Source organism: Actinocorallia lasiicapitis, from assembly GCF_054778695.1.
Map to the genome: position 1 here is coordinate 1 of NZ_BAAGZI010000158.1, position 12,474 is coordinate 12,474.

The 12,474-nt window shown below is 70.1% G+C and carries 14 protein-coding genes and 1 pseudogene; 4 read left to right on the top strand and 11 right to left on the bottom strand.

Annotation, left to right across the window (positions count from 1 at the left end; genetic code table 11):
* Positions 1-576 precede the first annotated feature (576 nt).
* Together tyrS and ACYVE7_RS18385 are read right to left on the bottom strand one after the other, a co-directional pair.
* Positions 577-1,839, bottom strand: a complete 1,263-nt coding sequence (gene tyrS, locus ACYVE7_RS18380; protein ID WP_460366036.1) for a tyrosine--tRNA ligase — start codon at positions 1,837-1,839, stop codon at positions 577-579.
* A gap of 85 nt (positions 1,840-1,924) precedes the next feature.
* Positions 1,925-2,518 carry a DNA-3-methyladenine glycosylase gene (locus tag ACYVE7_RS18385; protein ID WP_460366038.1) on the bottom strand — a complete coding sequence of 198 codons (594 nt, stop codon included), beginning with the start codon at positions 2,516-2,518 and terminating at the stop codon, positions 1,925-1,927.
* A gap of 86 nt (positions 2,519-2,604) precedes the next feature.
* Here ACYVE7_RS18385 and ACYVE7_RS18390 point away from each other — a divergent pair, with 86 nt between their 5' ends.
* Positions 2,605-3,000: a RidA family protein gene (locus ACYVE7_RS18390; protein ID WP_460366040.1), complete on the top strand. Its 396-nt coding sequence runs from the start codon at positions 2,605-2,607 to the stop codon at positions 2,998-3,000.
* Between the two features lie 262 nt (positions 3,001-3,262).
* Here the strand turns inward: ACYVE7_RS18390 and ACYVE7_RS18395 are convergent.
* Positions 3,263-3,394: pseudogene (locus ACYVE7_RS18395) on the bottom strand (ClpX C4-type zinc finger protein); the annotation flags it as partial.
* Between the two features lie 68 nt (positions 3,395-3,462).
* Between ACYVE7_RS18395 and ACYVE7_RS18400 the strand changes: the two are divergent.
* The gene (locus ACYVE7_RS18400; protein ID WP_460366042.1) at positions 3,463-3,603 is read left to right on the top strand and encodes a hypothetical protein; all 141 of its coding nucleotides are present in this window, start codon (positions 3,463-3,465) and stop codon (positions 3,601-3,603) included.
* A gap of 148 nt (positions 3,604-3,751) precedes the next feature.
* On the opposite strand, the gene ACYVE7_RS18405 is transcribed toward ACYVE7_RS18400, so the two are convergent.
* From ACYVE7_RS18405 to argC, 8 genes are all read right to left on the bottom strand, one after another.
* Positions 3,752-4,225, bottom strand: coding sequence for a hypothetical protein (locus ACYVE7_RS18405; RefSeq protein ID WP_460366044.1), 474 nt, complete (start codon positions 4,223-4,225; stop codon positions 3,752-3,754).
* A gap of 80 nt (positions 4,226-4,305) precedes the next feature.
* Positions 4,306-5,718: an argininosuccinate lyase gene (argH, locus tag ACYVE7_RS18410; RefSeq protein ID WP_460366046.1), complete on the bottom strand. Its 1,413-nt coding sequence runs from the start codon at positions 5,716-5,718 to the stop codon at positions 4,306-4,308.
* A gap of 75 nt (positions 5,719-5,793) precedes the next feature.
* Positions 5,794-6,300, bottom strand: a complete 507-nt coding sequence (locus tag ACYVE7_RS18415; protein ID WP_460366048.1) for an arginine repressor — start codon at positions 6,298-6,300, stop codon at positions 5,794-5,796.
* A gap of 6 nt (positions 6,301-6,306) precedes the next feature.
* Positions 6,307-7,218: an ornithine carbamoyltransferase gene (gene argF, locus ACYVE7_RS18420; protein ID WP_460366050.1), complete on the bottom strand. Its 912-nt coding sequence runs from the start codon at positions 7,216-7,218 to the stop codon at positions 6,307-6,309.
* A 1-nt stretch (position 7,219) separates the two neighbouring features.
* Positions 7,220-8,422 (bottom strand): acetylornithine transaminase, encoded by a 1,203-nt coding sequence (locus ACYVE7_RS18425; protein ID WP_460366052.1) that lies wholly within the window; start codon positions 8,420-8,422, stop codon positions 7,220-7,222.
* Positions 8,419-9,297: an acetylglutamate kinase gene (gene argB, locus ACYVE7_RS18430; RefSeq protein WP_460366054.1), complete on the bottom strand. Its 879-nt coding sequence runs from the start codon at positions 9,295-9,297 to the stop codon at positions 8,419-8,421. The genes ACYVE7_RS18425 and argB overlap by 4 nt, the downstream gene beginning before the upstream one ends.
* On the bottom strand, positions 9,294-10,448 hold the full coding sequence (gene argJ, locus ACYVE7_RS18435) for a bifunctional glutamate N-acetyltransferase/amino-acid acetyltransferase ArgJ (protein ID WP_460366056.1): 1,155 nt from the start codon (positions 10,446-10,448) through the stop codon (positions 9,294-9,296). Before argJ ends, argB begins: the two co-directional genes overlap by 4 nt.
* 65 nt (positions 10,449-10,513) lie before the next feature.
* The gene (gene argC, locus ACYVE7_RS18440; protein ID WP_460366058.1) at positions 10,514-11,542 is read right to left on the bottom strand and encodes an N-acetyl-gamma-glutamyl-phosphate reductase; all 1,029 of its coding nucleotides are present in this window, start codon (positions 11,540-11,542) and stop codon (positions 10,514-10,516) included.
* Positions 11,543-11,697: 155 nt separating this feature from the next.
* On the opposite strand from argC, the gene ACYVE7_RS18445 reads away from it, so the two are divergent.
* Together ACYVE7_RS18445 and ACYVE7_RS18450 are read left to right on the top strand one after the other, a co-directional pair.
* The gene (locus ACYVE7_RS18445) at positions 11,698-12,225 is read left to right on the top strand and encodes a SigE family RNA polymerase sigma factor (protein WP_460366060.1); all 528 of its coding nucleotides are present in this window, start codon (positions 11,698-11,700) and stop codon (positions 12,223-12,225) included.
* Positions 12,212-12,474, top strand: a 263-nt coding sequence (locus tag ACYVE7_RS18450) for a hypothetical protein (RefSeq protein ID WP_460366062.1), incomplete at its 3' end; no start/stop codon positions are given. The genes ACYVE7_RS18445 and ACYVE7_RS18450, both read left to right, overlap by 14 nt.

Genomic DNA, 12,474 nt, shown 5'->3' on the forward strand with positions numbered 1-12,474 from the left:
GGATCAAACTCTCCATTAAGGCTTTGTTTGAAACTGGCAACCAGAACAATCTGGCAAAACCCTCTCTGGCGAGAGAGAGTCTCATCAATTGTCCGTATTGCCTCAAAGAAATCCTCAGACGAGGATTGATGACCAGACCGAAGCCCAGCCACCTATTATTTGGCACTGACTTTTAGCACGCTGTTGAGTTCTCAAGAAACGAACTGCTTCGGTATTCACCCTTTCGGGTTTCGCTCCGGAGCAACCTCTCTAACTTACCAGGCCTTGGCGACTGCTTTGCACCAGTCGTTCGGATCTGTCTAGCTAGTGAGGGTTTGTTCGCCGGTCCGGCCGCTTTCGCGTCCCGCTGTCCTGGCGACAGAGAGAACATTACGTCCGCCTCCGAGCATCGTCAAATCAAGGCCGCACGGCGTGAATTCCCTGTTCACGGGCGCTTTTCCCGCCGTTCAGACGGGCTGAGGCACGTCTCGCCCTTCGCATTTGTGACCTGGATCTCCCGTTTCTTTGCCGGGAAAAGAACCAAGGGCCCCTTCCCGACCGGAGTCGGGAAGGGGCCCTTAATGGCGGAACCGCAGGTCAGCCCACGATCACGCTGCCGATGTTGCGCTTGCCGCGCCTGAGCACCAGGAACCGCCCGTGCAGCAGATCACCGGCGACGGGGACGGCTTCCTCCGACTCGACCTTGACGTTGTTGACGTAGGCGCCGCCCTGGCCGATGGTGCGCCGCGCCTCGGACTTGCTCTTGCAGAGCCCGGACGCCACCAGCAGGTCGGCCACCGACGGCAGCTCCCCCGCGGGAACCGTCGCCTGCGGAGCCTCCGCCAGCGCCGACTCCAGGGTCCGCGCGTCCAGCGCGTCGAGCCCGCCCTGCCCGAACAGCGCCGCCGACGCCGCGATCACGTTCGCGGTCTCCTCGGCCCCGTGCACCAGGGTGGTGATCTCTTCGGCGAGTGCCCGCTGCCCGATCCGCGCGGCAGGACGTTCGGCCGACTCCCGTTCCAGGGCCTCGATCTCCTCGCGGGACCTGAAGCTGAAGGTCCGCAGCAGTTTGCCGACCTCGCCGTCCTCGACGTTCACCCAGTACTGGAAGAACGCGTACGGCGACGTCAGCTCGGGATCGAGCCAGATCGCGCCACCGGCCGTCTTCCCGTACTTGCTGCCGTCCGGCTTGGTCAGCAGCGGTGTGGACAGCGCGTGGACGTGGTTGCCGGTGACGCGGCGGATCAGATCGGCGCCCGCGGTGAGGTTGCCCCACTGGTCGCTGCCGCCGCTCTGCAGCACACAGCCGTAACGGCGGTGCAGTTCCAGGAAGTCCATGCCCTGGAGGAGCTGGTAGGAGAACTCGGTGAACGACAGGCCCGACTCCAGCCGGGACGCCACCACGTCCTTGGCCAGCATCTTGTTGACCGGGAAGTGCTTACCGATGTCCCGCAGGAAGTCGATCGCCGACATGGGGCCGGTCCAGTCGAGGTTGTTGACCATCCGGGCGGCGTTGTCGCCCTCGAAGGACAGGAACCGCGACACCTGGTCCTGGATCCGCTTCACCCAGCCGGCGACCACCTCGGTGGAGTTCAGCGAGCGTTCGGCGGACCGGCCGCTCGGGTCGCCGATCAGGCCGGTCGCGCCGCCCACCAGCGCCAGGGGCTTGTGCCCGGCGAGCTGGAGACGCCGCATGGTCATGAGCTGGACGAGGTTGCCGACATGGAGGCTCGGCGCCGTCGGGTCGAAACCGCAGTAATAAGTGACGGGACCGGCCGCGAGGGCGGCGCGGAGCTCTCCCTCGTCGGTGGTCTGGGCCAGCTGGCCGCGCCACTGCAGTTCGTCCACGATGTCGGTCACGGTCGTCCCTTGTCGAGTCGGTACTAGTCGAGTCGGTACTAGATGGCGCTAAGCCTGCCCGATCGGCAGGCCCTAGCGGTAATCGTTAACGGCGCGGCGTGTGCCGCCGGTACGGCGAGACGCTGGGCTCCCCGGAGATCCAGAACCGCCAAGGGGTGTCCTTGGCCGTCGACACGCCCGTCCTGGGTCCGGACAGGATCAGTTCGGGCGGCACGGTCGGCCCCGGGCCAAGGGTCAGTTCGCCGTCCCCGCAGACGTCCAGGCCGTTCTGCTCGCGCCGGATCCCGAGGGCCTGGCAGAGCCGCGCGGGACCGCGCGCCAGATCACGTTCGGACGAGCCGGCACGCCGGACGGCCGCCAGCTCCGCGCCCTCGACGACCTCCCCGGCACGCAGCAGGACGGCCGAGGCGAACCCGTCGGGACCGCACACGAGGTTCACACAGAAATGCATCCCATAGGTGAAGTAGACGTAGGCGTGGCCCGGCTCCCCGTACATCACGGAGTTCCGGGGCGTCTTCCCCCGGAAGCAGTGCGACGCCGGATCCTGCTCGCCCGCGTACGCCTCCACCTCGGTCAGCCGGACGGCCACCGTCCCCTCGGGGCTGTGCCGGGCGAACACGCATCCCAGCAGCCCGCGCGCGACCGTCTCGACGTCCCGCAGAAAGAAGTCACGCCTCACGGCTCCCACAGTACGGGGCGCGCCCGCGCCGCCGGGCACCGGAAACCCGGTTGCCCGGGGCGGGGCGGAGCGGCGAGGATCTGCGGATGTCCGTTCAGCTCGTCCGCAGCCCCGCCCTCTACCAGGGGGCTCCGTACGCCTACGCGGCCGTCGCCGCACCCGGGTCGGTGATCTTCACGGCGGGGGCGTGCCCGCTCGACGCCGACGGCAACACCGTGGCCATCGGCGACTACGCGGGCCAGGCGGCACAGGCCGTCGCCAATCTGTTCCAGTCGCTCGCCGACGCGGGCGCCCGCCCCTCGGACGTGGTGAAGACGACCGTGTTCGTCGCCTCCCACGAGCAGAAGGACCTGGTCGCGGCCTGGGACGTGATCGCCGCCGCGTTCGGCGACCACGACGCCCCGAGCACGCTGCTGGGCGTCACCGTCCTCGGCTACACCGACCAGCTCGTGGAGATCGAGGCGACCGCGATCGTGCGGTGACCCGCGCTCATTCCTCCGCGCTCATTCCTCGTGCTCATTCCTCTTCGGAGAAGCGTTCCCAGGCCGACTGGCGGGTGATGCCGAGCGCCTGCCCGATCCGCGTCCAGGTGACGCCGCGCCGCCGCAGCTCCCGCACCCATCCGCGCAGATCGGCCTCGACCTGCGCCGAGACGTCGGCGGCGCGCGGCAGCTGGGCGAGCATCTGCTCGTCGGTCATCGTCTCCCAGCCGGGGAACCGCGCCTGCTCCGGCTGCCCCCTGAACTCCTCGACGATCTTGTAGGCCAGATCGACGCATTCGTCGCAAATGTAGACGCCCGGCCCCGCCACGAGCTTCTCGACGTCAGCACTGCTCTTCCCGCAGAACGAGCAGAAGAACTCAGCCGTCACACGCACCCCTCCGTCAGGTCTCCCCTGACAAACTAGACCGTCAGGTGCACCCTGACAACCGCTACGCTCCCCTGATGAACCCGGCCGTCGACACTTTCGCCCGCCTCGCCGCCGTGATCCAGGCCACTCCCCCGCGCTGCGGCCCCGTCCGCCTCGTCGCCGATCCCGGCGGATCAGGCGAATCCACTTCCGCCGACCGCCTCCACCGCGTCTGACCCACCGCACGCCACCCCGGCACCGTGACGCCTGGGACGCTGCTGAGAAAGTCCCCTCAGGAGCCCGGATCACCCCAGCTCGCCGGTAGATGTCAACCGCCACATAGCGGGGCGAGCCGGGCCTGATCTTGCCTTTTTCGGCAGGCGCCTAGAACAGCCGGGCGCGCTCATCGACGACCCGGTCGGGCGTGCCGAGGAACAGCTCCGGCGCGGCCGGGCCGTGGGCGATGTTGAAGGTGTCGAGGCGGTAGAACCAGTGGCCGGACGACGCCCCGACGAAGCGGTAGTTGATCTGCCAGCGGAGCCATGCGCCGCGCGCCAGCCTGACGGCCGGTGGTCTGCGCCGCTCGCGAGGTGCTCCCCAGCGGTTCGGCACGACCATGACGCGGAGCCCGCCGTCCTGCTCCCGCAGATCCAGGATGGCGCGCCCGGGTGGTTCCGGACGGTGGGAACCGCGCGGCCGGAACGCGTCCGACTCCTCCAGCACCACCTCGTGCAGAAGAGGCGCGCCCTGCTCGGGCAGCGGGAACGCGCTGGGCGCCCGGTTGCGGACGGCGGCTTCGGGCCCTCCTCGCGCGTTCTTGCTCCATGAGGTCCGCACCCACTGCACCACGACGTCCACGTGTCTCAGTGTCTTCGGAACGGGTGGTGAAAAGGAAGACCCGCGGGCCGTGGGGGCTCGCGGGTCCGGGGTGGGGGTGGTCAGGCGTTGGTGGCCCAGGCGGCCGCGGCGTCGGCGAAGGCGCGGAGGTCGGTGATCTGCTCCTGGACGCGTTCGGGGGCGGTGCCGCCGTGCGCCTTGCGGGAGGCGATCGCGCCCGGCACGTTCAGGACCTCCCGGACGTCCGGGGTGAGGTGCGGGGAGACCTTGGCGAGCTCGTCGTCGGTGAGGTCGCCGAAGTCCTTGTCGTTGACCTGGCACCAGACGACGAGATGGCCGACGACCTCGTGGGCGTCACGGAACACCACACCGCGGCGGACCAGCAGCTCGGCGAGGTCGGTCGCCAGCGCGAAACCCTGCGGCGCGAGCTCTTCGAGCCGGGCCGTGTTGACACGCATCGTCGCGATCAGGCCGGAGACCGCGGGCAGGACGAGCAGCAGGGTCTCGACGGCGTCGAACGCCCCCTCCTTGTCCTCCTGGAGGTCGCGGTTGTAGGTGAGCGGCAGGCCCTTGAGGGTGGTCAGCAGCCCGACCAGCGAGCCGATCAGCCGTCCTGCCTTGCCGCGGGCGAGCTCCGCGACGTCCGGGTTCTTCTTCTGCGGCATGATCGACGACCCGGTGGCGTAGGTGTCGTCCATCTCGATCCAGCGGAACTCCTGGGAGGCCCACAGGCAGATCTCCTCGCCGATCCGGGACAGGTGCACCCCGGCGAGGGCCGCGCCGAACAGGAACTCGGCGACGAAGTCACGGTCGCTGACGGCGTCCATCGAGTTCGCGGCGGCCGAGTCGAACCCCAGCTCGGCGGCGACCGCCTGCGGGTCGAGCGGCAGCGACGAGCCGGCGAGGGCGCCGGAGCCCAGCGGAGAGACCGCGGCGCGCTTGTCCCAGTCCTGGAACCGCTGGATGTCGCGGGAGATGGCGTGGACGTGCGCGAGGAGCTGGTGGGAGAAGAGCACCGGCTGGGCGTGCTGAAGGTGGGTCATGCCGGGGCAGGCGACGCCCAGGTTGGCCTCGGCCTGCCCGATCAGCGCGGTCTGCAGCTCGACCAGCCGCGACACGATCAGCCGCACATGGTCGCGCAGGTAGAGACGCAGGTCGGTGGCGACCTGGTCGTTGCGGGACCGGCCCGCCCGCAGCTTGCCGCCCAGCGAACCGAGCCGCTCCAGCAGGCCGCGCTCCAGCGCGGTGTGGACGTCCTCGTCGGCGACGGTCGGCCGGAACTCGCCGGACGCGCACGCCTGCTCGAGGTCGTCGATCGCGCCGAGCATCTTGGTCAGTTCGTCGTCGGTCAGCAGGCCGGCGCGGTTCAGCACGCGGGCGTGGGCGCGCGAACCCATCAGGTCGTACGGCGCGAGCCTCCAGTCGAACTGGACGCTGACGGACAGGCGCGCGAGCGCGTCGGAGGGCCCGCCTTCGAACCGTCCGCCCCAAAGCCGGGTCGGTGCCTTGCTCACGATGCTCCCTTGCTCCACACGGGTGGAGTCTCGTTTGTGGTCACTACTTGCATTCTCGCGGCCGCCGGGGGCCGGTCAGGTCCGTCGTTCGGTCAGCTTCAGCAACTGCGCGGCGACCGCTTCACCGCCGGACGGGTCCCGCGAGATCACCAGGATGGAGTCGTCGCCCGCGACGGTGCCGAGGATCGACGGCCATTCGGCGTGGTCGATGGCCGAGGCCAGGTACTGGGCGGCGCCCGGCGGGGTCCGGACGATCACGAGGTTCGCGGACGCCTCGGCCGCGACCAGCAGTTCCTGCGCCAGCCGCACCAGCCGCGCCGAGAAGGTCTCCGCGGTGCCGGTGCGCGCCTTCTTGATGCGGTCGCCGCCCTCACCGGGGACGGCGTACACGAGTGTGCCGTCCTCGGTGCGCAGCCGCACCGCCCCGATCTCGACCAGATCCCGCGACAGGGTGGCCTGGGTGACCTCCATCCCGGAGTCGGCCAGCAGCTTCGCCAGCTCGCCCTGGGAGTGCACGGAGTGCCGTTCGAGCAGCTCCAGCACCCGCGCCTGACGCGCGGTCTTGGTCATCGGGGTGGTCATCGTGTCCTATTTCTCCAGCAGCCAGGCCAGCAGGGCCTTCTGCGCGTGCAGCCGGTTCTCGGCCTCGTCCCAGACGAGGCTGTGCGGGCCGTCGAGCACCGAGGCGGCGATCTCCTTGTCCCGGTAGGCCGGCAGGCAGTGCAGCACCGACACATCGGGCTTCGCCAGGGCGACGAGGTCCTCGGTCACAGAGTACGGCCCGTAGATCGCGGTGTCCTTGCCGTCCTGCCCCATGGACGCCCATGTGTCGGTCGCGAGAACGTCAGCGCCGACGGCGGCCGCACGGGCGTCGGTGGTGACCTCGATGGAGCCGCCGGTGGTCTTGGCGATCTCCTCGGCGCGGTGCCAGACGTCGGGGTCGGGGGTGTGGCCTTCGGGCGCGGCGATCCTGACGTGCATCCCGGCGGTGGCTCCGCCGAGCAGGTAGGAGTGGGCCATGTTGTTGGCGCCGTCGCCCAGGTAGACGAGGGTGACGCCCTGCAGCCTGCCCTTGGCCTCGAGGACGGTCTGCAGGTCGGCGAGGATCTGGCAGGGGTGGAACTGGTCGGTGAGCGCGTTGACGACGGGCACCGACGAGGCGTCCGCCATCTCCTGGATGCGTTCCTGGCCGAAGGTCCGCCAGACGATCGCCGAGCAGATCCGATCGAGGACCCGCGCGGTGTCGGCGATGGTCTCGCCGCGGCCGAGCTGGCTGGTCTGGGAGTCAATGACGAGCGGGTTGCCGCCGAGCTCGGCGATCCCCGCGATGAACGACACCCGGGTGCGGGTGGACGGCTTGTCGAACAGGACGGCGACGGTCCGCGGGCCCGCGAGGGGCTTGGCGGCGTAGCGGTCCTGCTTGAGCCGCGCGGCCAGTGCCAGGACCTCGGCCTGTTCGGCGGGGGTCAGGTCGTCGTCGCGCAGGAAATGGCGGGTCACGTTACTTCTCCTGGGGGGAGGCTGCGTCGAGGATTCCCGGCAGGGCGTCGGTGAAGGCCCTGGCCTGCTCGGCGGTGAGGATCAGGGGCGGCGCGAGCCGGATGACGTCCGGCTGGACGGCGTTGACGAGGAACCCGGCGGCCTTGGCGGCCTCCTGGACGGCTCCCGCGTGCTCACCGTCCAGGACGAGGCCGAGCCAGAGGCCCCGGCCGCGCACGTCGCGCAGCAGCGGATGGTCGACGGCCGCCAGCTCGGCCTTCCAGGCCGCGCCGAGGGTCTGGACGTGCTCCAGCAGCCCGTCGGAGGCGATGGTGCGCAGCACGCTGAGCGCGGCGGCGGCCGAGACGGGGTTGCCGCCGAAGGTGGAGCCGTGGTCGCCCTTGGCGAAGATGCTCCCGGCGTCGCCGAAGCCGACGCACGCGCCGATCGGCAGCCCGCCGCCGAGCCCCTTCGCGAGGGTGAGGATGTCCGGTACGACGCCTTCGAGCTGGTGGGCGAACCACGCTCCGGACCGGCCGATCGCCGACTGGATCTCGTCCAGGACGAGCAGCGCGCCGTTCGCCGAGCAGATCTCCCGGACGGCCGGGAAGTAGCCTTCGGGCGCGGGGACGACGCCGCCTTCGCCCTGGGTCGGTTCGAGGAACACCGCGGCGCAGCCGGGGCCGACGGCCTCGCGGAGCGCTTCGACCTCACCGAACGGGACGAACCGGACGTCGATCGCGTACGGTCCGAACGGCTCGCGGATCGCCTTCTTGCCGGTGAGCGACAGCGCGCCCATCGACCGTCCGTGGAAGCCGTTCTCGGCCGCCACGAAGTAGCTCCGGTCGTGCGCCTTGCCGTACTTGATGGCGAGTTTCAGCGCGCACTCGTTGGCCTCGGTGCCGCTGTTGGTGAGGAACACCCGCGCACCGCCGCCGAGCAGCGCGACCAGCTCCTCGGCCAGCTCCACCTCCGGTTCGTTGACGAACAGGTTGGAGGAGTGGGCGAGCACGCCGACCTGCTCGACGATCGCCGCCTTCAGCGCAGCGTGGCCGTGGCCGAGCGAGCTGACCGCGATCCCGCCGATGAGGTCCAGGTAGGTGACGCCGTCGGCGTCCGTGACGGTGCTGCCCTCGCCCGAGACCAGGACGGTCGGCGGCACCCCGTAGTTCGGCATGAACACGGCCTCGAACCGGTCCTGAAGCGCTTGCGAACCCGTGCTCATGACGGCACCACCATCGTTCCGATTCCCTCGTCCGTGAAGATCTCCAGCAGCAGCGAGTGCGGGATCCGGCCGTCCAGGACGTGCGCCTGGGGCACCCCGTTGTTCACCGCGTGCAGGCAGGCGCCCATCTTGGGGACCATGCCCGAGGCCAGCTCCGGCAGCATCCCCTCCAGTTCGCGGGCGGTCAGCCTGCGGATCACCTCGTCGCTGTCCGGCCAGTCGGCGTACAGGCCCTCGACGTCGGTGAGGACGATCAGCTTCTCCGCGCCGAGCGCCGAGGCCAGCGCCGCGGCCGCGGTGTCGGCGTTGACGTTGTAGATCGCGCCGTCGTCGCCGCGCGCCACACTCGACACGACCGGGATCCGGCCATCCGACAGCAGGCTCTGCACGGCGCCCGGCTCGACCTTCACGATCTCGCCGACCTGGCCGATGTCGATCGGCTCGCCGTCGGGGCCCGCCGGCATCAGCTTCTCCGCGGTGAACAGGTGGGCGTCCTCGCCGGACATCCCGACCGCGTACGGGCCGTGCGCGTTGATCAGCCCGACGATCTCGGGGTTGACCTCGCCGGTCAGCACCATCCGGACGACCTTCATCGCGTCGGCCGTGGTCACCCGCAGTCCCGCGGCGAAGTGCGACTCGATCCCGAACGTGTCGAGCGCCTTGTTGATCTGGGGGCCGCCGCCGTGCACGACGACCGGGCGGAGCCCCGCCAGCCGCAGGAAGACGATGTCGCTGGCGAACGCCTCGCGCAGCGACTCGTCCGTCATGGCGTTGCCGCCGTACTTGACGACGATGGTCTTGCCCTTGAACCGCTCCAGCCAGGGCAGCGCCTCGATCAGCACCGCGGCCTTGTCGCGTGCCTCGCGCCGGTTCACGAGCTGTACGCCGAGTTCTCGTGGACGTACTCGGCGGTCAGATCGGTCGTCCAGACCGTCGCCGAGTGGTTGCCCGCCGACAGGTCGACGGTGATGGACACGTCGCGGGGGCGCAGGTCGACCTTCGAGCGGTCCTCGCCGACCGAGCCGCCCCGGCAGACCCAGATGCCGTTGATGGCGACGTTCAGCTCGTCGGGCTCGAACACCGCGTCGGTGGTGCCGACGGCCGACAGCACCCGGCCCCAGTTCGGGTCCTCGCCGTGGATGGCGCACTTGAGCAGCGCGTTGCGGGCGATCGACCGTCCGACGGTCACGGCGTCGGCGTCGCTGGCCGCGCCGACGACCTCGATGGAGATGGCCTTGGAGGCGCCTTCGGCGTCCACCAGGAGCTGGCGGGTGAGATCGGCGCAGACCTCCTTGAGGAGCGCGGTGAACTCCGCCTCGTCGGGGACGACCCCGGTCGCGCCGGACGCCATGAGGATCACGGTGTCGTTGGTGGAGGTGCAGCCGTCGGCGTCGAGCCGGTCGAAGCTGACGTGGGTGGCCGCGCGCAGCGCCCGGTCCAGGGCGGCGGAGTCCAGGTCGGCGTCGGTGGTGATCACGACGAGCATGGTGGCGAGGGACGGGGCGAGCATCCCCGCGCCCTTGGCCATCCCGCCGATCATGTAGCCGCCGGGGCCGCGCCGGAAGGAGATCTTGCCGACGGAGTCGGTGGTGCGGATGGCGTCGGCCGCGGCGATCCCGCCGTCCCGGCTGAGTTCGGCCGCCGCGGTCTCGATCCCCGCCAGCAGCGGCTCCATCGGCAGCCGGAGCCCGATCAGCCCGGTCGAGCAGACCGCGATCTCGCCCGCCGAGTCGTTGAGCGTCGCGGCGACCTTCTCCGCGGTCGCGTGGGTGTCCTGGAAGCCGGGCGAACCGGTGCAGGCGTTGGCGCCGCCCGAGTTGAGCACGACGGCCTTGAGCCGCCCGCCGGTGATGACCTGCTCGGTCCACAGGACCGGCGCGGCCTTCACCCGGTTGGAGGTGAACACGGCGGCCGCCGCGCGCGACGGCCCCTCGTTGACGACCAGGGCCAGGTCGCGGTTGCCGTTCTCCTTGATTCCCGCGGCGATGCCCGCGGCCCGGAAGCCGAGTGGTGCGGTGACGCTCATGTCGTCGGGGTTCCTTCGATTCTCTGGGGGTGGGATCAGCGAGCGGTGTGTCAGGGAGCGGTGTGTCAGGGAGCGACGCCGAGGGAGGACAGCCCCTCGTGTTCGGGCAGCCCGAGGGCGAGGTTGGCCGACTGGATCGCGCCGCCCGCAGTGCCCTTGGTGAGATTGTCGATGGCGGCGACCACCACGATCCGTCCGGCCCGCTCGTCGAGGGCGACCTGGAGCAGGGCGGTGTTGGCGCCGAGCGTCATCGCGGTGGACGGCCACTGCCCCTCGGGCAGCAGGTCGACGAACGGTTCCGCGGCGTAGAAGTCCGCGTAGGCGGCGCGCAGCGCGGCGTAGGTGAGGCCGGGCGCGGCCTTGGCGGTGCAGGTGGCGAGGATGCCGCGGCTCATCGGGGCGAGGGTCGGGGTGAAGGAGACGGTGACCGGCTCGCCCGCGACGGCCGACAGGTTCTGCACGATCTCGGGCGTGTGCCGGTGCACACCGCCGACGCCGTAGGCGGAGACCGCGCCCATCACCTCGCTGCCCAGCAGATTGACCTTGGCGGCCTTGCCCGCGCCCGAGGTGCCGGACGCGGCCACCACCACGACGTCGTGCTCGGCGATCCCGGCCGCGTAGGCGGGCAGCAGCGCCAGCGTCGAGACGGTCGGGTAGCAGCCCGGCACCGCGATCCGGTTCGTCTTCTGGAGGATCTCGCGCTGCCCGGGCAGCTCCGGCAGGCCGTAGGGCCAGGTTCCGGCATGGGGGGTACCGTAGAAATGCTCCCAATCGGCGGAGTCGTGCAGCCGGAAATCGGCGCCGCAGTCGACGACCAGGACGTCCTCGCCCAGTTCCGCGGCGAGCGGGCCCGAGGCGCCGTGCGGCAGCGCCAGGAACACCACGTCGTGGTCCGCAAGAGTTTCCGGTGAGGTCTCCGTGAGGACACGGCCCGCGAGGGATCGCAGATGCGGCTGGAGCGTTCCGAGCGCGCTGCCCGCGTTGCTTCCCGCGGTCAGCGTGCCGATCTCGAAGCGCGGGTGACCGGCCAGAATACGCAGCAGCTCGCCGCCCGCGTATCCACTGGCCCCGGCCACCGCAGCCCGGATTCCCATGGTCTCTCCTCAGGTCGTGATGTTGATGATTATGCATCCTGCTGGATGAGTATTCAAGACACTTCCTTAACTTCTCACCCTCCGAACATGGGAGGATTCGGGACGACCAGTGCAACCTTTCGGTCAAGATGGGTGTCCTTAGGAGGGAGGTACGTATGCGTCGCGGCGAGTCGAACGATCCGTTCGAGGAGTTCGTGGCCAACAGGTTCCCCGCGCTCTATCGCTACGCCTACGTCCTCACAGGCAACCAGCACGACGCCGAAGACCTCGTCCAGGAGGCCCTCACCCGTACGGGAGTGGCCTGGAGCAGGATCCGGCGCAAGGACGATCCGGAGGGCTACGTGCGCACCACGATGGCCCGGATCATGGCCAACAAGTGGCGCAGGCCCAAGCTGGAGCACTTCGTCGAGAGCGTCCCCGAGGACGCCGCCGAAGACCCCGAGATCGGCCGGATCACCGAGATGGACGGCCTCGACGCCGCCCTCAACTCCCTGCCGCGCCGGATGCGCGCCGTCCTCGTCCTACGCTACTTCGAACAGCTGAGCGAGGAAGAGACCGCTCGGGCGCTCGGCTGCTCCAAGGGCACCGTCAAGAGCCAGGCCTCGCGCGCGCTGGCCAAACTGCGCGCCAATATGCTCCCCCAAGAACCGGCTCTCCAGGAGGACCGACGTGGAAGATCTTGAGCGACTCGTCGCCGGGCGACTGCGCGCTCTCGACGAAGCGAGTCCGTCGCCCGAGGCCGCCGCGCGCGTTCTCGGGACCGTGAGAGTCCAGGTCACGAAGCGGCGGCGACGTCGCAGAGCGCTCCAGTCCGTGGCCGGCGCGTCGATGGTGGCCGCCGCGGTCGTCGTCGCGCCCGCGCTGCTGGAATCCGGGACCTCCCCCGAGCGGACCGTCGAGCCCGCCCCCCTGGCCGTGACGGCCCCCCGCAG

What these genes read in the sequence shown, in the direction of transcription:
- ACYVE7_RS18390 (WP_460366040.1), top strand. Translation starts at nt 2,605, where the DNA reads ATGTCCGTTCAGCTCGTCCGCAGCCCCGCCCTCTACCAGGGGGCTCCG.
- ACYVE7_RS18400 (WP_460366042.1), top strand. Translation starts at nt 3,463, where the DNA reads ATGAACCCGGCCGTCGACACTTTCGCCCGCCTCGCCGCCGTGATCCAG.
- ACYVE7_RS18415 (WP_460366048.1), bottom strand. Translation starts at nt 6,300, where the DNA reads ATGACCACCCCGATGACCAAGACCGCGCGTCAGGCGCGGGTGCTGGAG.
- ACYVE7_RS18425 (WP_460366052.1), bottom strand. Translation starts at nt 8,422, where the DNA reads ATGAGCACGGGTTCGCAAGCGCTTCAGGACCGGTTCGAGGCCGTGTTC.
- argJ (WP_460366056.1), bottom strand. Translation starts at nt 10,448, where the DNA reads ATGAGCGTCACCGCACCACTCGGCTTCCGGGCCGCGGGCATCGCCGCG.
- argC (WP_460366058.1), bottom strand. Translation starts at nt 11,542, where the DNA reads ATGGGAATCCGGGCTGCGGTGGCCGGGGCCAGTGGATACGCGGGCGGC.
- ACYVE7_RS18445 (WP_460366060.1), top strand. Translation starts at nt 11,698, where the DNA reads ATGCGTCGCGGCGAGTCGAACGATCCGTTCGAGGAGTTCGTGGCCAAC.